Raw genomic sequence first — 18,306 nt, 5'->3', positions numbered from 1 at the left:
GCAGCGGTGCGGACGACAGGCGCGCCGGACTGAGTCCTACGTCGGATCCGGACCATTGCATCGATAATGAACCGATGTCATCGGTTATGGAGTGAACAACGTGAGATGGATACCTGAACAACGGCGCGCCATCGAGCAGGGCGGCGGCGACTCGCTGGAAACGTCCTGTCGGGTGATCGACCAGATCGCTTGCCCGGCCTACTGCTGCACGCCTGCCGGCGCCGTTCTGCATTGCAATCGCGCGGCGAGGCGCCTGTGGGGCGCCGCGCCATCGCCGGCCGAGGACGGCCGCTGGGACGGCTTCGCCTCCTTGTGTCGACCGGACGGCAGTCCGGTCGAGAAGGCATCGTCGCCGGCCGCGCTGGCGGCGCGCACCGGCGTCGCACCGCCGCCGACCGAGCTGGTGGCGCAGTCCAACGACGGACAGACGCGCTGCGTGGTGGTCCATGCGCAGCCGGTGCGCGGCGCCGATGGCGTCACCGCAGGCGTGCTATGCTCCTTGACCGACATCAGCGAGCGGCGCCGGCTTCGCCGTGAAATCGAGTCCGTGCGCGGCGACCGGGAAGACTTCCTGCGCGTGCTGGCCCACGAGCTGCGCAATCCACTGGCGTCGGTGATGACGGTCGCCACGATCCTGCGCCGCCGGCCGGGCGAACCGGGCATCGTGTCGATGGCGCGCGTGATCGAACGTCAGACCCGCCAGCTCGCTCGCTTCATCGACGACCTGCTCGACGCCGCGCGTATCGAGCACGCAAGCGATGTGCCGGTGACCAAGCGCGCAGCCAGCCTGGACGAGGTGCTGGCGCCGGCGCGCGACGTCGTCGCCGGCGTGTTGGGCAGGCGCTCGCAGACCTTGCGCGTACACCTCGATGCCGGCGCTGAAGCGCCCGAAACGATGCTCTGGTGCGATCCCGGGCGGCTGGCGCAGGCGCTCGGGAACGTGCTGCTCAATGCCAGTGAATTTTCCGACGACGGCGCCGAGATTGCGCTGGCGGTCTCGGTCGATGGCGAGGTTCTCGACATGTCGGTGAGCGACCATGGCATCGGCGTCGAGGCGAGCGAATTGCCCGCCATGTTCGAGCCGTTCCGCAAGCTTGCCGCGCACCCCCGGCGGGCGCCGTCCGGGGCAGGCGTTGGCCTGGCGATCGCACGCAGCATTTGCGTGTCGCATGGCGGCACGGTTTTTGCCCACAGCGCCGGACCCGGACAGGGGACGCGACTGGAATTCATCCTGCCGGTGGTGCAGGACACGATGTCCGCTTGAGCCGGATCGCTACCTCAATCGGGGACGCGTTCGACGTCGTGCCCGGCTGGCAGAGGCAGGCGCACGTCGAACCGGCTGCCGAGCCCCGTGCCGGGGCTGCTCGCGGCGACACTGCCGCCATGCGCCTCGACCAGGCTCTTGACCAGGGCCAGCCCGAGTCCCAGGCCGCTGTCGCGCCCATCGGGAGAACGCGTCGCCTGGGTGTACAGGTCGAACAGGTGCGGCATCAATGTATCGGGAATGCCGATGCCGTTGTCCGTGACGCGCACCATCAGGTCGGCTCCGTGCCATTCGGCGCGCACTTCGATCCTTCCCCCTTCCGGCGTGTAGCGGATCGCATTGCCGAGCAGGTTGGCGGCGACCTGGATCAATCGCGTGCGGTCACCCTCGATCATGCAAGGCCGGGACGGCAGCACGGTGTCGACGCGGTGCCTCTTGGCTTGTGCGGCCGCGTTCAACTGTTCGACGGCGGCCTCGATCACGTCGCGCATGTCGACGGGCTGGCGACGGATCGATACCAAGCCGCGGCTGACGCGCGATACGTCCAGCAGGTCTTCGACCAGGCGGCTCATGTGCCGCACCTGGCGCCCGACCAGTTGGCCGAGCTTGATGCTCCGGTCGGGATCGCCGCCGGTCTCGAGCAAGGTGGCGGCCATGGCGGTCGCCGACAGCGGACCGCGCAATTCATGGCTCAGGATCGACAGGAATTCATCCTTGCGGTGATCGGCCGATACCAGCGAATCGGCTTTTTCCTTGAGCAACAGGTTCAAGGCCTCGACTTGCCGGTTGGTGCGTTCGAGATGCGCGCTGACGTCGAGCAGCTCGTTCTGCTTGGCCTGCAATGCCGCCAGGGCATGGGTCAGCTCGCGGTTTTGCTGGTTCGCTTCGGACAGCGCGATGTTGCCGGGCAGTTCCGCCAGATTGCCTACGGCGCAGGTGAGGTCGTGGGCGGTCAAGGCGGGCGCCTGGGCTGGAAGCAGCTTGGCGCACACGATGCGCGTTCCGTCCGCATTCGCGTGAATATCGAACTCGTCCATGAACCTGCGCGCCACCGACAGTCCGCCCAGCATGGTGCCGGCGTCGCCTACGAGCGCCGCGCGAACGTGCGCGGCCGGTATGCCCGCACCGTCGTCATCGACCACGATCGTCAGCGCCTGATTCCTGCCGGCCGTACCGAGAAAAAAGCGCACCTTGCCGACGCCCGCATGGGACACGGCATTGCGCGCCAGCTCCGACACGGCGGTTGCGATACGGGTCTGCCCGTTGCCGCGGAATCCGCACAGCGCAGCGATCTGGCGCGCGCGCAGGCGCGAGGCGATGACCTCGAGCTCGCTGTGCACCGTGACCGTCAACAGGTGATGAAGCGGCGCTTGCCGTTGCAGCATCGGATCGTCGGATATGCTTTCGTTGGTACGCATGCAAGGTACGTATGCCTGTATTATGGTGGGCTCGGCGTCATGCCCGGCGAGTAGCTGCAAGCGTGGGAAGAGGTGTAAGCATTATCCTACAAATGCCTAAAGAATAGTGAGTCTCACCCAATTAAACGACAAGCGCGCCGCACATGCTGCTCGGGTTGGAAGAGTGTTATAGTCGGACCCTTGAGCGGTTAAGATCCGATGTCTCCAGGTCGGCGAATGACTTTCGTAGCCTGACCAATGATGGGGAACCGGTAATGACCAATGACGGCGTTTTGCTTGCAGGTGTGGTGAGGGACCATGCGGTCATGCTCGGTGGCGAGTGGCAGGAACACTATGCCGCCGCAACGATGCGTGTCGGACCCGGCGAAGCCGAACGGTCGCGAGATCAATGCCTCCGATTTGTTCACGCCTTGGCCGAAGCGCTGCAGTTTGCTGAACTCGACAATGTCGACGGCCGTGCATGGGACGATGTCAAGCGCGAACTCGACGCGATCTGCAGCTTCCGGGCCAGCGACGGGTCCACCTCGGTCGCGACCGCCACCTTCATTTTCTCTCTCAAGCAGCCGCTGTTCGCGCTCTTGCGTCGATATTGTGCCGGGGACGCCCTGGCTCTCGCGCGTGTTTCCTGGACGGTCAGCATGCTTGTCGACCAGCTCGGCCTGTACACGCTCGACGTATTCCAGAAAAGCCGCGACCAGATCGTCGTTCGGCAACATCGGGAGCTGCTCGAATTATCGACGCCGGTCATCGATTTGTGGGACGGTATCATTGCACTGCCCCTGATCGGTACGCTCGACAGCATGCGCGCCCAAGTCGTGATGGAAAGCCTGCTCGACAAGATCGTCTCCAGAGGCGCGCACACGGCGATCATCGACATCACCGGTGTGCCGACCGTGGATACGCTGGTGGCGCAGCATTTGTTGAAGACCATTGCGGCGGCGCGCCTGATGGGCAGCGATTGCATCGTGAGCGGTATTCGTCCGCAAATCGCCCAGACTATCGTGCATCTCGGCATCGAACTCGATACGGTTCTGACAAAAGCCACGTTGGCCGACGCCCTCGCACTGGCGATCGGGCGGGGCCACCCGCGGTCGGCATGATCGAGCGGATAAAGCTCGAGCAAGGCTCGTACGGAATGCGGGCCCGGGCTGGAATCAAACGTACGCGGTTTGTCCAGGCAGGCTGATAGGGCGCGAATGCCAGTGCGCGGCGGGTGTTCTTGATGCGAGCGACGCGAACTGCGGCCTGCAAGCAAGAAAACAGGGAGATCGAAGAAAACGTTGCCTCTACCATGCCAAGGGAAACAAGACTAAAAAGCTTGTTGAAGCAATATCTGCAAAGTCATTTGCTTCGCAAAATCTCGGTGAGCCAAGTCGCGCGTCTTTCACCAGTTGGGAACATGAAGCGGCGACGGTCAATCCGATTCAAGTCTGGTCGCAACCCTGGACACCCGGTTTCCGACGAACGCGAACGTACGTTGGCAAATAGCCAGCAGTGACCATGTTCATGCTGGGATTGCTTGTTTTCTCCGAAAGAATGCCCACCTCCGATCTCTTCGGAGTAGCAATCAATGCGCTCTTTTAGGGTAATATTCGCCAGCCCGCGCGCTTCCATGACGCCTCGGGCATCCATCTCAGCCTCGATCTTCCGCGCCCAAGCCTGGGCCTGTGCCTTCGTTGGAAATGTTGCCGTCACGGCCTTGTGACCCTCGCGGCGAATCTGTGCCCGCCAGGTCTGGCCTCGCTGAGCGATCGTCGTCATTTGGTGCATATTTGGAGTAACGGGTGAGGGAAAGTGGGACAGTTCGCGGGAGCTTGAGGGAAGCCGCGTTGCGCCCTCTCATAGGGAAAAGTAGGGATTTGATGAAGCACAGCAAGCGAAAATTATCTGTAGCACCCATGATGGACTGGACCGACCGCCACTGCCGCGTGTTCCACCGCCACATCACCCGCCATACCTGGCTGTACACCGAAATGGTCACCACCGGCGCCCTGATCCACGGCGACGTCGAGCGCCACCTGCGCTACGACGACATCGAGCACCCGGTCGCCCTGCAGCTGGGCGGCAGCGACCCGGCCGACCTGGCGAAAAGCGCCAGGCTGGGCGAGCAGTGGGGCTACCAGGAAATCAACCTGAACTGCGGCTGCCCGTCCGAGCGCGTGCAGCGGGGCGCGTTCGGCGCCTGCCTGATGGGGGAGCCGCAGCTGGTGGCCGATTGCGTCAAGGCGATGCGCGACGCGGTCTCGGTCGACGTCACCGTCAAGCACCGCATCGGCATCGACTACAACGAAGAGTACGGTTTCGTGCGCGACTTCATCGGCACCATCGCCGATGCCGGCTGCAATACCTTCATCGTGCACGCGCGCAACGCCGTGCTGAAGGGCCTGTCACCCAAGGAAAACCGCGAGATCCCGCCGCTGCGCTACGAAGTCGCCTACGCGCTCAAGCGCGAGTTTCCGGACCTGGAAATCATCATCAACGGCGGCGTCAAGACCGACGACGAGATCGCCCGCCACCTGGAACACGTCGACGGCGTCATGATCGGGCGCGAGGCCTACCACAATCCCTACCTGATGGCAGGGTGGGATGCGCGCTTCTACGGCGACGACGCGCCGGCCAAGACGCGCGAGCAGGTGCTGGAGGCGATGATCCCGTACATTGCCGACCAGTTGCGGCGCTACGGGCCGCTCGGCTTGCGCCTGAACGGCATCACCCGCCACATGCTGGGCCTGATGGCCGGCCTGCCGGGCGCGCGCGCCTACCGCCAGTGCCTGTCCGATTCGCGCAAGCTGGCCGAAGGCAAGCCCGAATTGCTGCTGGAAGCGGCCGGCCGCCTGCGCCAGGCTGCCTGACTTTCCCTCTCTTTCCTTCTTTTCTTCAGCGCCATCGTCAAGTCATGCCGGCTTGACGATGCCGCTGCATGTCCCGTGTCAATCCGGTTGTTCCAGATACGCCACAAAACGTGGTGAAAAAAGCAATCCCACCATTTCATTTTACTTGCCATGTGGAAATGGCGCATCCATAATCGTTTCTGCATTTGCTTGCCAGACGACCATTTTTGTTCTGTGGTAGAAATAATTTGCGTGCTCGATTCGTTCGTGCGCAAGGAACGCCACATAGTCGGTTTGCTGAAGCAAAGAACTATAAAGAAACGTGGATGCGGCCCAGGCAACCGCCCGTCCCGGAACGACTGGAACCAGGGAAAAAGAATGAATCTAGCAAACATGAAAGTTGGCGTACGGCTCGGACTGGGCTTTGCCCTGGTGCTGGTGCTGCTGGTGGCGGTGACCGTGGTCGGCATCCTGCGCATGGCGCAGATCCAGAACCGGCTCGACCATGTGGTCGGCACCAGCAATGTCGTGACCCGCCTGGTGGTCGACATGCGTAACAACGTCAGCGAACGCCTGACCTCGCTGCGTACGCTGACCCTGATGACCGACGCCACCGAAATGGAACCGGAACTGGAGCGCTTCAAGGCCCAGACCGCCAAGTACGAGGCGCTCCAGCAAAAGCTGGCCAGCAAGTTCTCGATCGAGGCTTCCGGCGACGAAAAGGGCTTGCTGGCCCAGATCAAGGAAGCCGAAGCCGTCGCCATGCCGGCCATTGCCAAGGCGTCGCAACTGTACCTGGCCAACAACGCGATGGAAGCGACCCGCGTGATGGTCAAGGAAGTCCGTCCGGCGCAAAAGAAATGGCTGGATGCGCTGGACAAGCTGGGCGCGATGGAAGACAAGCAGAATGCCCAGAGCCAGGTGGAGGCCGAGGCCGCCTTCGCCGGCGCCCGCAATTTCATGCTGATGCTGCTGGCGCTGGCCGTGGCAATGGGCGTGGCGGCGGCCACCGTCATCACCCGCGGCCTGCTCAGGCAACTGGGCGGCGAGCCGGGCTACACCGCCAGCATCGCCGGCAGCATCTCGCACGGCGACCTGTCGATCGCGATCGACACCAAGGCGTCGGACAAGGGCAGCCTGCTGGTCGAAATGAAGCAGATGCGCAACAGCCTGGTCGACATCGTCAGCCAGGTGCGCCGCGGCACCCAGACCATCACCCTGGCATCGAAGGAAATCGCGGTCGGCAACGTGGACCTGTCGTCGCGTACCGAACAGCAGGCGAGTTCCCTGGAAAAGACGGCCTCGGCAATGGAAGAACTGACTTCGACCGTCAAGCAGAACGCCGACAATGCCCGTGAAGCGAACCAGCTGGCCGCCACCGCTTCCGACGTGGCCCGCAAGGGCGGCGAAGTGGTGTCGCAGGTGGTCGGCACCATGGGCGAGATCAACAGCTCGGCCAGCAAGATCGCCGACATCATCGGCGTCATCGACGGCATCGCCTTCCAGACCAATATCCTGGCGCTGAACGCGGCGGTGGAAGCGGCGCGTGCCGGCGAGCAGGGCCGCGGCTTCGCGGTGGTGGCGTCCGAGGTGCGCAACCTGGCGCAGCGTTCGGCCGGCGCGGCAAAAGAGATCAAGACGCTGATCGGCGATTCGGTCGAGAAGATCGGCCGCGGCAGCAAGCTGGTCGGCGAAGCCGGCGTGACGATGGAAGAGGTGGTCGACAGCGTCAAGCGCGTGACCGACATCATGAGCGACATCGCCAACGCCAGCGCCGAGCAGAGCGCTGGCATCGAGCAGGTGAACCTGTCGATCATCGAGATGGACGGCATGACCCAGCAGAACGCGGCGCTGGTGGAGCAGGCCGCCGCCGCTTTCCAGAGCCTGCAGGACCAGGCGTCCGAACTGCAGCGCGTGGTCAGCATCTTCAAGCTGTCCGAGGGCGAGGTGGCGCAGGCGGCCCAGGCGGCGCCGGCGCCCTCGGCCAAGCCGGCCGCGACCGCCGTGGCGGCGCGTGCGGTCACGGTTGCCGGCGCGGCTGCCGCTGCCCGTCCGCAATTGAAGAAGCCGGCGCCGGCCAGGACCGCGCCCAAGGCGGACAAGATTGCCGCCGCAACGGATGGCGCCGCCGCATCGAACAACAGCACCTCACGCAAGGTGGCCGCAGTGGCCGCCAGCGACGACTGGGAAGAATTCTGAGCCGGGACGGCTCGCCAAACTGGCCGGCGCCCGGGCGCCGGCATATCGAAAACTTGTTTTAAGGGGAATAATAAAATGCTGAACAAAAAATTTGCTGCCGGCCTGTTTGCCTTGGTTTCCGTGTCCGCCTTTGCCGCCGAAGTGCCGGCCAGCTTCGAACCGTCGAAGTGCAAGGTCGAATACCCGAAAGCGTCGCTGATGAACGAAGAGCAGGGCGTGACCTCGATGTCGTTCCAGGTGAATGCCGACGGCAGCGTATCCGATTCCAAGCTGGAAAAGTCGAGCGGTTTCAAGGGCCTGGACAAGGCGGCCCTGAAAGGCCTGGCAGCCTGCAAGTTCAAGCCGGGCACCAAGGACGGCGCACCGGCCCAGACCTGGACCAAGGTCGACTACGCCTGGAAGCTGGACTGATACCGTCCTCGTTCCTTTCCAAGACCGGCCCGCGTGGCCGGTTTTTCGTTTGGATGAACCGCCTTCCGCACAGGTTCCGTTCCGGCCAGGCTGGCTTTCAAGCCGCTGTTACATTTCTTTGGCTCTGTGTTTCGATTGTAAGAACTTGCATCTTTTCTCCTGTGCGCGCTTTTCGCTGGCTATAGTGGAATCATCAAAAACGAACAGGAGAAGCACCATGAAACGCATCCTCTTTGCTGCTGCAGCCGCCGTGATCAGTTCCGCCGCCTTCGTGCCGGTCCAGTCGTTTGCCGCTGACCGCGTCGTGGTGATCCGCGAAGCGCCGCCGGCGCCGCGCCATGAAACGATTCCTGCCGCACGCCGTGGCTACGAGTGGGCGCCGGGCTACTGGAACTATGTCGGCCACCGCTACGTGTGGGTCAAGGGCCATTGGGAGCGTTCGCGCGCCGGTTACGCCTATCGCCGCCCGGAATGGCGCCAGGGACCGAGCGGCTGGGAAATGGACCGCGGCGGCTGGCGTCGTGGCGACCGTGACGGCGACGGCGTCCCGAACCGCGTCGACAGCCGCCCGAACAATCCGAACCGTTCCTGATCGGGAGCGGTGATGAACAAAGCCCAGTCTCACGACTGGGCTTTGTTGTTTTCGCTACAACAGGCTGGTTGTTGGGTTGGCGCATGCTAGCAGTACTGGTACTGCGTCGCACTTCGCCCATTGCTCCATATTTGGTTCTGTTTGCCAAAAATCACATTTATTTTGTTCGCTTACTCAGCCATGGCAGACGCTATCGGAGCCCAGCGGATTCGTGCTACCGGGCCAGAAATCGGGAAATGCGTCACCACATCCGGATGTGTCATCGGCATTGGTACTGATCCATGTTCTGGCTTTTGCCACGCGTTCGGATTGTTCGAAGCAATACACTAGGTCACAGAGTACGATTTCATTCACGCACTCCGTCCCCGTTTCTCCAATTTTCGATGGCGGCACTTTATACGAATCTCGCGTGTTACTTGCAGGATGCCAAATGGTATCGGGGCTGGAAAATCCAGCGGCAGCACGTCCTCAAGCAGCTTTGGGGGGAGCGTTGTACATGATCAGGTAGCGCTTTCGTTTCACGTCGAGATCACTTCGCAGGCGCTCGAATTCTTCACCAGGGAAGAGATGTCCTTGCTCGATCTCACGCAGATGCTTGTAAAAGGTTTTAGCGGCAAAATGCCATTCTCTGCAGGCTGCCTCGATCGCTTTGACGTCATCGATCGGCCTCATGGTGTAGTTGCTCATCGATCGATTCCGGACATCTGGTTGAGGGCAGTGAAGCATACGCCGATTACCGATTCGCCCCTGTTCGTTACAATATGACTGGTATTGGACGATGGATCGCCTTGTATCTATTCCAAACCGATTTCGCAAAAACAAAAAACGGGTTACAGCGAAATCGCTTGTAACCCGTTACTCTGCTAATAAATTCTTGGGGTGGCTGATGGGACTCGAACCCACGACAACAGGAATCACAATCCTGGACTCTACCAACTGAGCTACAGCCACCACTGTCTTGCTTTTCTATCTCGTTGTTGCCGAGACAGAACAAGATTATAGAGGCTACTTCGGCATCTGGCAAATTTAAATTCAACCAACGGTGCGGCAGGGCTCGGGCGCCGCGAACGTCGTCTCGCGCACCGGCGAGTCGATGCCGATCAGGGTAGTGAAGGCGGCCGACAGCGCGGTGGCGCTGGCGCTGGTCCAGCCTTCCAGGCGCGCCGGCGCCGCACCGGCAGGGCGCAGCAGGCCGCCCGCTTCCAGCAGGCGCACCAGCTGGCGCGCCACGGCGTCGCCGGTGTCGACCAGGGCGACGTCGCCGGCGCCGGCCCGGACGATCACGGCTTCGATCGACGCCCGCACCAGCGGGTAGTGGGTGCAGCCCAGCACCAATGTGTCCGCGCCTTGCTCCAGCAACGGCAGGATAAAACCGCGCAGCATGGCGTGGGTGGCGTCGGATTCCAGGGTGCCCAGTTCGATCTGGTCGACCAGGCCGCGGCACGGCTGCAGCAGGAAGCGCACGCCGGTCGCCTGCGCCACCTGGTCGCGCAGCTGCAGGAACTTGGCGCCGGCCAGCGTGCGCTCGGTGGCCAGCACGCCCACGGTGCCGCTGCGCGTGGCCTGCGCCGCCGGTTTCAGGCCGGGTTCGACGCCGACGATCGGCAGGTCGGGCAAGCGTTCGCGCAGCAGGCGCACGGCGGCGATGGTGGCGGTGTTGCAGGCGACGACCAGCGCCTTGGCGCCCCGTTCGACCAGGAAGCGCGCCACGGCCAGCGAACGCTCGGCGACCACCGGTTCGGACTTGTCACCGTAGGGGGCGAAGCCGGAATCGGCGACATAGACCAGGTGTTCGTGCGGCAGCTGCGCGCGGATGTGGCGCAGGACCGAGAGACCGCCGACGCCGGAATCGAAGATGCCGATAGGGGCGTCGAAGAGGGAGGGGGAGGTGGTCATGGGAGCATACTAACGCGGCGAGGAAGGTTGGTGTGGCTGATAAAGCGCCGGCGGCTTATCCGGATAGGTACCTGCCTGATACTACGTGCTTGGTCGTTTGACCCAGCAAAAAAACGTCGTCCCCGCGAAGGCGGGGACCCATACCGAGCATCAGAATTCGTCATTTCGAAAGTGCGGCGGCACCGTTGGGTACATGACTTTGGATACGCAGCATGGTTCCCCGCCTGCGCGGGGACGACGGAGCGGCGGCTCGCGGGCAATACAACGGCATCATTCATTCACGCCCTGCAAACCGGCCACCCATCAAACGATTTACACCACCGCGACCGGAATCCCCTTCAGCGATTCGATCTTGGCCGACCATTCCTTCGGCCCGGTCTGGTGCACCGAGGTGCCGGTCGAGTCCACCGCCACGGTCACCGGCATGTCCTGCACCTCGAACTCGTAGATCGCTTCCATGCCCAGGTCTTCGAAGCCGAGCACCTTGGCCGACTTGATCGCCTTGGAGACGAGATAGGCCGAGCCGCCCACCGCCATCAGGTAGGCCGACTTGTGGTGTTTGATCGACTCGATCGCCGCCGGGCCGCGTTCGGCTTTGCCGATCATGGCGATCAGGCCGGTCTGCTCCAGCATCATGTCGGTGAACTTGTCCATGCGCGTGGCGGTCGTCGGGCCGGCCGGGCCGACCACTTCGTCGCCGACCGGATCGACCGGGCCGACGTAGTAGATCACGCGGTTGGTGAAGTCCACCGGCAGCGGCTCGCCCTTGGCCAGCATGTCCTGGATGCGCTTGTGGGCGGCGTCGCGGCCGGTCAGCATCTTGCCGTTCAGGAGCAGGGTCTGGCCCGGCTGCCAGGACGCGACTTCTTCGCGGGTCAGTGTATTCAGGTCGACGCGCTTGGACTTCTGCGTGTCCGGCATCCACTGCACGTCCGGCCAGGTGGAGAGCGCCGGCGGTTCGATGTACGACGGACCGGAGCCGTCCAGCACGAAGTGGGCGTGGCGGGTGGCGGCGCAGTTCGGGATCATCGCCACCGGCTTCGACGCCGCATGGGTCGGGTACATGTTGATCTTCACGTCGAGCACGGTGGTCAGGCCGCCCAGGCCCTGGGCGCCGATGCCGAGTGCGTTGATCTTGTCGCACAGCTCGATGCGCAGCTCTTCCAGCTTGTTTTGCGGGCCGCGCTGCTTGAGTTCGTACATGTCGATGTCTTCCATCAGCGATTCCTTCGCCATCAGCATCGCCTTTTCGGCCGAGCCGCCGATGCCGATGCCGAGCATGCCCGGCGGGCACCAGCCGGCGCCCATCAGCGGCACGGTCTTGAGCACCCAGTCGACCAGCGAGTCGGACGGATTGAGCATCACGAACTTGGTCTTGTTCTCCGAGCCGCCGCCCTTGGCCGCAACCTTCACGTCGACGGTGTCGCCCTCGACCAGCTCCATGTGCACCACGGCCGGGGTGTTGTCCTTGGTGTTCTTGCGCTCGAAGTGCGGATCGGCCACGATCGAGGCGCGCAGCTTGTTGTCCGGGAAGTTGTAGGCGCGGCGCACGCCTTCGTTGACGGCGTCGGTGACCGAACCCGTAAAGCCTTCGAAGCGCACGCCCATGCCGATCTTGAGGAACACGTTGACGATGCCGGTGTCCTGGCAGATCGGCCGCTTGCCCTCGGCGCACATGCGCGAGTTGGTCAGGATCTGGGCGATCGCATCCTTGGCCGCCGGGCTCTGCTCGGCCTCGTAGGCGCGCGCCAGGTGCTGGATGTAGTCGGCGGGGTGGTAGTAGCTGATGTACTGGAGGGCGGCGGCGACCGATTCGATCAGGTCGTCCTGTTTGATGACAGTCATGGGTGTCTCGCTATGGGGGCGTGGAACGATGAGGGCTTGTTGGTAGGTGCTGCTCGTTAGTGCTTCGAAACGTTCTGGGTATCGGTCATGATGCGGTCGGTGTACGCGATCGCCATCGCCGACACCAGGAACGCGACGTGGATCACGGTCTGCGAAATCAGCACCTTCGGCTCGTAGGCCTGGGCGTTGATGAAGGTCTTCAGCAGGTGGATCGAGGAGATGCCGATGATCGCCATCGCCAGCTTGGTCTTCAATACCGAGGCGTTCACGTGCGACAGCCATTCCGGCTGGTCCGGATGGTCTTCCAGGTACATGCGCGAGACGAAGGTTTCGTAGCCGCCGACGATCACCATGATCAGCAGGTTCGAGATCATCACCACGTCGATCAGGCCGAGCACGACCAGCATGATGGTGGTTTCGTTCAGCTTGCTGGGCGCCTCGGCGCCGGGCACGGCCACGGCCGCGAAGATATGCTCCAGGGCGGCTTCGTTGCCCATCGCGGCCAGCACCAGGTCCTTCAATTCGACCCAGAAGTGGAACACGTAGACGCATTGCGCCAGGATCAGGCCGAGATACAGCGGGAGCTGCAGCCAGCGGCTGGCGAACATGAAGCTGGCGAGGGGGCTGCGCTTGCGGGGCTTGGATGGGGATTGCTGTTCAAACATCGAGAAGGAAACTCCGTACACGTGCGCCGGCGGCGCTCGAAACAGCTGAGCATTTTACACCCGCGGCACACGTCTGGCTTCCCCTGCGTTGCCGTCGCGGGGCGACGAGTTGGTAGAATCGCACAGGGATGCCACGGGCTGCCGCACGGGCTTGCTGCAAACGCTGGCTGTAAGCGTTCAGTAAGCGAGGTCGCCTAAGGTATTGTGCAAAACTACTACGAAGGAGACCAGTATGGCCGAGAACGAAACCACCCAGGGCTTGCACGAAAACCGCGTGTTCGCCCCGCCCGCCGGCTTCGCCGCCGGTGCCGCCATCTCCGGCATGGACGCCTACCAACAACTGTGCGACGAAGCCGCCGCCGACTACGAAGGCTTCTGGGGCCGCCTGGCGCGCGAAAACCTGGCCTGGCACAAGCCGTTCACCCAGGTGCTGGACGAATCCGACGCGCCGTTCTACAAATGGTTCGCAGACGGCCAGTTGAACGCGTCGTACAACTGCCTCGACCGCAACATCGAGAACGGCAACGGCGACAAGACCGCCATCATCTTCGAGGCCGACGACGGCCAGGTCACGCGCGCCAGCTACCGCGACCTGCATGCACGCGTCTGCAAGTTCGCCAACGGCCTGAAATCGCGCGGCATCAAGAAGGGCGACCGCGTCATCATCTACATGTCGATGTCGATCGAAGGCGTGGCCGCGATGCAGGCCTGCGCCCGCATCGGTGCCACCCACTCGGTGGTGTTCGGCGGCTTCTCGGCCAAATCGCTGCAGGAGCGCGTGATCGACGCCGGCGCCGTCGCCATCATCACCGCCGACGAGCAGCTGCGCGGCGGCAAGCCGCTGCCGCTGAAATCGATCGTCGACGAAGCGCTGGCGATGGGCGGCTGCGAATCGATCCGCGACGTGATCGTCTACAAGCGCACCGGCGGCAACATCGCCTTCCAGGAAGGGCGCGACCTCTGGCTGAACGAACTGGTCGACAGCCAGCCGGCCGAGTGCGAGCCGGAATGGGTCGACGCCGAGCACCCGCTGTTCATCCTCTATACCTCGGGCTCGACCGGCACGCCGAAGGGTGTCCAGCACGCGACCGGCGGCTACCTGCTGTGGGCCGCGCTGACGATGAAGTGGACCTTCGACATCAAGCCGGACGACGTCTACTGGTGCACCGCCGACATCGGCTGGGTGACCGGCCACAGCTACATCGCCTACGGCCCGCTGGCGGTGGGCGCGACCGAGGTCGTGTTCGAGGGCGTGCCGACCTTCCCGCACGCTGGCCGCTTCTGGGAAACCGTGGCCAAGCACCGTGTTTCAATCTTCTACACCGCGCCGACCGCGATCCGCTCGCTGATCAAGGCATCCAACTCGGACGAGAAGGTGCACCCGCAATCGTTCGACCTGTCCAGCCTGCGCCTGCTGGGCACGGTGGGCGAGCCGATCAATCCGGAAGCCTGGATGTGGTACTACAAGAACGTCGGCAACGAGCGCTGCCCGATCGTCGACACCTTCTGGCAGACCGAGACCGGCGGCCACATGATCACGCCGCTGCCGGGCGCCACGCCGATGGTGCCGGGCTCGTGCACGCTGCCGCTGCCGGGCATCATGGCGGCGATCGTCGACGAGTCCGGCCAGGACGTGCCGAACGGGCAGGGCGGCATCCTGGTGGTCAAGCGCCCGTGGCCGTCGATGATCCGCACCATCTGGAACAACCCGGACCGCTTCCGCACCGCCTACTACCCGGACGAGCTGGGCGGCAAGTACTACCTGGCCGGCGACGGCGCCATCCGCAACAAGGACACCGGCTACTTCACCATCACCGGCCGCATCGACGACGTGCTGAACGTCTCGGGCCACCGCATGGGCACGATGGAAATCGAATCGGCGCTGGTGGCGCACCCGCTGGTGGCGGAAGCCGCCGTGGTCGGCAAGCCGGACGACACCACCGGCGAAGCGATCTGCGCCTTCGTCGTGCTGAAGCAGGCGCGCCCGCACGGCGACGATGCCAAGAAGCTGGCGCAGGAACTGCGCAACTGGGTCGGCAAGGAAATCGGCCCGATCGCCAAGCCGAAGGAAATCCGCTTCGGCGACAACTTGCCGAAGACGCGCTCGGGCAAGATCATGCGCCGCCTGCTGCGCGTGCTGGCCAAGGGGGAGAGCATCACGCAGGACGTGTCGACGCTGGAAAACCCGGCGATCCTGGAGCAGCTGAAGGAATCCGCCTGATGTGAAACGGCCCGCGGCGCCTGCGCCGCGGGTGGGTGTGGACGCCGGGTGGACGGCTCGTTCGTCGGCCATCTGCCCGACTCACGCCACGCGTCCAACCCGCTTCAACGCTTGTCTGCATCCTGCCCGGGGCCGCCAAACAGCGCATCCAACCCCGCCGGCCGCTTCCCGGGACTGACCCCGGCCCGCCCGCGCTTGCCCGCGAACTCTTCCTCGATATTGTCCCGGTAAAAACTCCACGCCGCCCCCGACGTCGAAAACCGCCGCCATACCTCGCTGCCGACCCCGGCGTGATCGATCGCGCTGCCATCGTCGAACTCGACCCGCAGCACGCGCTCGCGCGCGTCATACCCGATGGCCCGCAGCTTGCCGGCGTTGATTCGTTTCATTTCCATGGTGGTGTCTCCGTTGGTTCATCTCACGGCGTGAATGCTACCGCCAACCCCGCCGTCGTTCCCGCGCAGGCGGGAACCCATGCTGAGCCAACCAGGGAGGATCAGGCAGTGCTCACGCTGCAGGTATACCAACAGCGCGTGCATCACGAAACACCCGCCCTCCATGTCACCCTTGTACAGCCGAGAATCCTTGTTATAATAGGCGGCTTCGCAACCATGCGAACACCCATCAGGAGAGATGGATGAGTGGTTTAAGTCGCACGCCTGGAAAGCGTGTATAGGTTCATAGCCTATCGGGGGTTCGAATCCCCCTCTCTCCGCCAAGAATACGAGCCCCTGATTTCAGGGGCTTTTTCTTTTCCGGCACAAGCGAAGCCGATGCGCATACAGCCCCTGGGAATTTCCAGGGAAATCTGCGGTCTACTTTGCTCAACAGCGTTTTCGGCATCACTGGAGAGCGCATGCAAATCATGTTCGTCACATCGATTCCGCCGCTCGTCGGCCCGCAAACCTCGTTCATCCAATTTCACCAGCAACCACATCCTGTTTTTTTCTATATTGACATCGAAACAACGCATCAATCCGAATGCGTTGATGACGTTACAGGAGAAAAAAATGACACGATGGATGGCTGCACTCCTCTTCGCCGCCTGCCTTCCCGCTGCCGCAGCAAGCATGAGCAGCAACCAGTTCGACGACTTCCGCGGCCAATACCAATTGAAGGACGGCAGGACGCTGACGATGGTGGCCGTCGGGCGGCGGTTCATGGCGGAAGTCGACGGCATCGGACGCATCGAAGTGATCCCGGCCGGCGACGCCGTGTTCAAGGCGAGGGATGGTAGCCTGGTGCTGACATTCGAGCGCTGGCCGAACGGCAATGTGACTGAGGTTGCCCTGGTGGAGTACGAGCGGCAGGGCGCCGTCGCAGAGCGCGCGGCCCTCAGGTAATCGTCAGCGACATGGGCGTGCGCCGCGCAATCTGCTGGTAGCGCAGGCGATTGGCAAAATTCAGCATGGTGCTCGCCAATTCGCTTGCGCACGCGCCATAGCGCAGGAAGTTGCAGCGCCCGTCGCGCAGCGTCAGCTCGAAGTTGAGCCTGGATGGCTCGTCGAATTCCGCGAACCTGATGGTGCTCTGCGTCCAGAAGCAGACGGAGCAGAGTTCGTTGTCGTGCCCTTCAAGCGTGAAGTAGTCGCAACATTCGCATTGCCGGAGTTTGGTGTGCATGATCGTTTTCCTATCGCGAGCCATTCTAGCCATCGCGCGGGCGGCGCTACCCGAAGTTTGCAGCGCTTTACAACCGTTTGCAGTGTTTTACAAAGCGGGTGGCATGTTGCCGACAAAGGAGGACTGGGCGGGAACGCTGGGGCCTGCATACCCACATCGAGGAAGGTGAACCGGAAAATCTCGCTATGGCAACCGCTGGCTTTTTCGATATATAGGCTAGTATACAGCGCTCTTTCTTACGCCCTGAAAGGATGTCCATGCGCCGCCGTCTTTGCCTCGTCCTGATCACCATGCTCCTGACCATCCAGTCGCCGGCTTTCGCCGATGCCGGCAAACCGCCCATTTCGATCAGCCGCAGTGTCTCCATCACGGGCGGCGTCGAACATCCGGCCACGTTCAGTGTCGATCAACTGCGTCAACGTCCAATGGGGCAGATCGTTTCCTTGCAACTAACCGACAAGAATGCTGGCACAACAAGCACGGTGCGCGGCATCCGCCTGCGCGACCTGCTCGACGAAGCCAGGATCGTCACGCGCGACCACAACATGGTCAAGAAACTCGCCATCATCGCCGGCGCCGCCGATGGCTACAAGGTCGTTTTTTCCTGGAGCGAGTTGTTCAATTCGCCACTCGGCGACAGCGTGCTGGTATTGTTCGAGCGCGACGGCAAACCTTTACCGGAAAACGAAGGTCCCATGGCACTCGTCTCCGGCAAGGACATCAAGACCGGCCCGCGCCACGTGAAGTGGCTGCAGGCCATCGAGGTGCGCCAGATCGCCGACTAATCCACTCAACCGAAAGAAAACCAATGAAAAGCAGTGCACGCAACCAATTCAAGGGCACCGTCAGCGCCATCCACAGCGGCGCGGTGAACGACCAGATCGAACTGGACGTCGATGGCCTGAAGCTGGTGGCCATCATCACCCAGGGCAGCACCCAGGAACTGGGCCTGCAGGTCGGCGCCCCGGCCATTGCCCTGATCAAGTCGTCGTCGATCATCCTCGTCACGGAAGAGGGCGACGTGCGCTTCTCGGCGCGCAACCGCGTCAAGGGCACCGTCGATGCGATCCATACCGGCGCGGTGAATACCGAAGTCGCGATTGCCCTGCCGGGTGGCGGCGCGCTGACCGCGATCGTCACCAACCAGAGCTGCGATTCGCTCGGCCTGGCGGTCGGCGTGCCGGTCACCGGCCTGTTCAAGGCGTCCAGCGTCATCATCGGCGTGCCGGCCTGATCGGGTACTAGCCGTGGCCAGCCGCTTCGGCGGCTGATCCGTGACACGTGCATCCGCGTGTCGGATGCGCTATATTCACCGCTATATACTTCTATATATAGCGCTTT

General features: G+C 63.1%; 18 protein-coding genes and 2 tRNA genes. 11 read left to right on the top strand and 9 right to left on the bottom strand.

All coding sequences use genetic code 11. The features are described from left to right. The first annotated feature begins 91 nt into the window (after positions 1–91). Positions 92–1,264 (top strand): PAS domain-containing sensor histidine kinase, encoded by a 1,173-nt coding sequence (locus tag HH212_RS02225; protein ID WP_169433894.1) that lies wholly within the window; start codon positions 92–94, stop codon positions 1,262–1,264. A 14-nt stretch (positions 1,265–1,278) separates the two neighbouring features. Here HH212_RS02225 and HH212_RS02220 read toward each other — a convergent pair whose 3' ends face one another. Further along, entirely contained in the window at positions 1,279–2,742 is a 1,464-nt protein-coding gene (locus HH212_RS02220) for a sensor histidine kinase (RefSeq protein WP_169433893.1), read from the bottom strand. Between the two features lie 194 nt (positions 2,743–2,936). Here HH212_RS02220 and HH212_RS02215 point away from each other — a divergent pair, with 194 nt between their 5' ends. After that, on the top strand, positions 2,937–3,782 hold the full coding sequence (locus HH212_RS02215; RefSeq protein ID WP_169433892.1) for an STAS domain-containing protein: 846 nt from the start codon (positions 2,937–2,939) through the stop codon (positions 3,780–3,782). 241 nt (positions 3,783–4,023) lie between these two features. Here the strand turns inward: HH212_RS02215 and HH212_RS02210 are convergent, their stop codons facing one another. Then, positions 4,024–4,443: a hypothetical protein gene (locus HH212_RS02210; protein WP_169433891.1), complete on the bottom strand. Its 420-nt coding sequence runs from the start codon at positions 4,441–4,443 to the stop codon at positions 4,024–4,026. 101 nt (positions 4,444–4,544) lie between these two features. Here HH212_RS02210 and dusA point away from each other — a divergent pair, with 101 nt between their 5' ends. The 4 genes from dusA to HH212_RS02190 all read left to right on the top strand — a co-directional run bounded on the left by dusA (position 4,545) and on the right by HH212_RS02190 (position 8,715). Next, positions 4,545–5,534 (top strand): tRNA dihydrouridine(20/20a) synthase DusA, encoded by a 990-nt coding sequence (gene dusA / locus HH212_RS02205; protein WP_169433890.1) that lies wholly within the window; start codon positions 4,545–4,547, stop codon positions 5,532–5,534. A gap of 372 nt (positions 5,535–5,906) precedes the next feature. Next, the gene (locus HH212_RS02200; protein WP_169433889.1) at positions 5,907–7,712 is read left to right on the top strand and encodes a methyl-accepting chemotaxis protein; all 1,806 of its coding nucleotides are present in this window, start codon (positions 5,907–5,909) and stop codon (positions 7,710–7,712) included. Positions 7,713–7,787: 75 nt separating this feature from the next. After that, entirely contained in the window at positions 7,788–8,123 is a 336-nt protein-coding gene (locus tag HH212_RS02195) for an energy transducer TonB (RefSeq protein WP_169433888.1), read from the top strand. Between the two features lie 217 nt (positions 8,124–8,340). Further along, positions 8,341–8,715 (top strand): YXWGXW repeat-containing protein, encoded by a 375-nt coding sequence (locus HH212_RS02190; protein WP_169433887.1) that lies wholly within the window; start codon positions 8,341–8,343, stop codon positions 8,713–8,715. 468 nt (positions 8,716–9,183) lie between these two features. Here HH212_RS02190 and HH212_RS02185 read toward each other — a convergent pair whose 3' ends face one another. The 5 genes from HH212_RS02185 to HH212_RS02165 form a co-directional block, all read right to left on the bottom strand. After that, on the bottom strand, positions 9,184–9,402 hold the full coding sequence (locus HH212_RS02185; RefSeq protein ID WP_169433886.1) for a hypothetical protein: 219 nt from the start codon (positions 9,400–9,402) through the stop codon (positions 9,184–9,186). A gap of 188 nt (positions 9,403–9,590) precedes the next feature. Next, positions 9,591–9,666 (bottom strand) — tRNA-His (locus HH212_RS02180). Positions 9,667–9,747: 81 nt separating this feature from the next. Beyond that, positions 9,748–10,611, bottom strand: coding sequence for a glutamate racemase (murI, locus tag HH212_RS02175; protein WP_169433885.1), 864 nt, complete (start codon positions 10,609–10,611; stop codon positions 9,748–9,750). A gap of 312 nt (positions 10,612–10,923) precedes the next feature. Further along, entirely contained in the window at positions 10,924–12,456 is a 1,533-nt protein-coding gene (locus HH212_RS02170) for a fumarate hydratase (protein WP_169433884.1), read from the bottom strand. Positions 12,457–12,512: 56 nt separating this feature from the next. Then, positions 12,513–13,121 carry a TIGR00645 family protein gene (locus HH212_RS02165; protein WP_169433883.1) on the bottom strand — a complete coding sequence of 203 codons (609 nt, stop codon included), beginning with the start codon at positions 13,119–13,121 and terminating at the stop codon, positions 12,513–12,515. 232 nt (positions 13,122–13,353) lie between these two features. On the opposite strand from HH212_RS02165, the gene acs reads away from it, so the two are divergent. Continuing rightward, the gene (acs, locus tag HH212_RS02160; protein WP_169433882.1) at positions 13,354–15,342 is read left to right on the top strand and encodes an acetate--CoA ligase; all 1,989 of its coding nucleotides are present in this window, start codon (positions 13,354–13,356) and stop codon (positions 15,340–15,342) included. Between the two features lie 104 nt (positions 15,343–15,446). Here acs and HH212_RS02155 read toward each other — a convergent pair whose 3' ends face one another. Further along, positions 15,447–15,737: a KTSC domain-containing protein gene (locus tag HH212_RS02155; protein WP_169433881.1), complete on the bottom strand. Its 291-nt coding sequence runs from the start codon at positions 15,735–15,737 to the stop codon at positions 15,447–15,449. Positions 15,738–15,969: 232 nt separating this feature from the next. On the opposite strand from HH212_RS02155, the gene HH212_RS02150 reads away from it, so the two are divergent. Together HH212_RS02150 and HH212_RS27025 are read left to right on the top strand one after the other, a co-directional pair. After that, positions 15,970–16,060 (top strand) — tRNA-Ser (locus tag HH212_RS02150). 292 nt (positions 16,061–16,352) lie between these two features. Next, on the top strand, positions 16,353–16,685 hold the full coding sequence (locus HH212_RS27025; protein WP_211172442.1) for a hypothetical protein: 333 nt from the start codon (positions 16,353–16,355) through the stop codon (positions 16,683–16,685). On the opposite strand, the gene HH212_RS02140 is transcribed toward HH212_RS27025, so the two are convergent. Continuing rightward, positions 16,678–16,965, bottom strand: a complete 288-nt coding sequence (locus HH212_RS02140) for a CPCC family cysteine-rich protein (protein ID WP_169433879.1) — start codon at positions 16,963–16,965, stop codon at positions 16,678–16,680. The genes HH212_RS27025 and HH212_RS02140 overlap by 8 nt on opposite strands. A gap of 257 nt (positions 16,966–17,222) precedes the next feature. On the opposite strand from HH212_RS02140, the gene HH212_RS02135 reads away from it, so the two are divergent. Then, a complete protein-coding gene (locus HH212_RS02135) occupies positions 17,223–17,750 on the top strand; it encodes a molybdopterin-dependent oxidoreductase (protein ID WP_229217524.1) in 528 nt (175 codons plus the stop codon). Positions 17,751–17,773: 23 nt separating this feature from the next. Continuing rightward, entirely contained in the window at positions 17,774–18,199 is a 426-nt protein-coding gene (locus HH212_RS02130; RefSeq protein WP_169433878.1) for a TOBE domain-containing protein, read from the top strand. Positions 18,200–18,306 lie beyond the last annotated feature (107 nt).

The sequence above is a fragment of the Massilia forsythiae genome (assembly GCF_012849555.1).
In the GTDB taxonomy this organism is placed as follows: domain Bacteria; phylum Pseudomonadota; class Gammaproteobacteria; order Burkholderiales; family Burkholderiaceae_D; genus Telluria; species Telluria forsythiae.
Note: the sequence above shows the minus strand (reverse complement) of the source record. Positions and strands in the feature narration are given on the sequence as shown.

What these genes read in the sequence shown, in the direction of transcription:
- HH212_RS02155 (WP_169433881.1), bottom strand. Translation starts at nt 15,737, where the DNA reads ATGGAAATGAAACGAATCAACGCCGGCAAGCTGCGGGCCATCGGGTAT.
- HH212_RS27025 (WP_211172442.1), top strand. Translation starts at nt 16,353, where the DNA reads ATGACACGATGGATGGCTGCACTCCTCTTCGCCGCCTGCCTTCCCGCT.
- HH212_RS02190 (WP_169433887.1), top strand. Translation starts at nt 8,341, where the DNA reads ATGAAACGCATCCTCTTTGCTGCTGCAGCCGCCGTGATCAGTTCCGCC.
- HH212_RS02195 (WP_169433888.1), top strand. Translation starts at nt 7,788, where the DNA reads ATGCTGAACAAAAAATTTGCTGCCGGCCTGTTTGCCTTGGTTTCCGTG.
- HH212_RS02185 (WP_169433886.1), bottom strand. Translation starts at nt 9,402, where the DNA reads ATGAGCAACTACACCATGAGGCCGATCGATGACGTCAAAGCGATCGAG.
- dusA (WP_169433890.1), top strand. Translation starts at nt 4,545, where the DNA reads ATGAAGCACAGCAAGCGAAAATTATCTGTAGCACCCATGATGGACTGG.
- HH212_RS02140 (WP_169433879.1), bottom strand. Translation starts at nt 16,965, where the DNA reads ATGCACACCAAACTCCGGCAATGCGAATGTTGCGACTACTTCACGCTT.
- HH212_RS02165 (WP_169433883.1), bottom strand. Translation starts at nt 13,121, where the DNA reads ATGTTTGAACAGCAATCCCCATCCAAGCCCCGCAAGCGCAGCCCCCTC.
- HH212_RS02135 (WP_229217524.1), top strand. Translation starts at nt 17,223, where the DNA reads ATGCGCCGCCGTCTTTGCCTCGTCCTGATCACCATGCTCCTGACCATC.
- HH212_RS02130 (WP_169433878.1), top strand. Translation starts at nt 17,774, where the DNA reads ATGAAAAGCAGTGCACGCAACCAATTCAAGGGCACCGTCAGCGCCATC.
- acs (WP_169433882.1), top strand. Translation starts at nt 13,354, where the DNA reads ATGGCCGAGAACGAAACCACCCAGGGCTTGCACGAAAACCGCGTGTTC.
- HH212_RS02210 (WP_169433891.1), bottom strand. Translation starts at nt 4,443, where the DNA reads ATGACGACGATCGCTCAGCGAGGCCAGACCTGGCGGGCACAGATTCGC.
- HH212_RS02170 (WP_169433884.1), bottom strand. Translation starts at nt 12,456, where the DNA reads ATGACTGTCATCAAACAGGACGACCTGATCGAATCGGTCGCCGCCGCC.
- HH212_RS02215 (WP_169433892.1), top strand. Translation starts at nt 2,937, where the DNA reads ATGACCAATGACGGCGTTTTGCTTGCAGGTGTGGTGAGGGACCATGCG.
- murI (WP_169433885.1), bottom strand. Translation starts at nt 10,611, where the DNA reads ATGACCACCTCCCCCTCCCTCTTCGACGCCCCTATCGGCATCTTCGAT.
- HH212_RS02200 (WP_169433889.1), top strand. Translation starts at nt 5,907, where the DNA reads ATGAAAGTTGGCGTACGGCTCGGACTGGGCTTTGCCCTGGTGCTGGTG.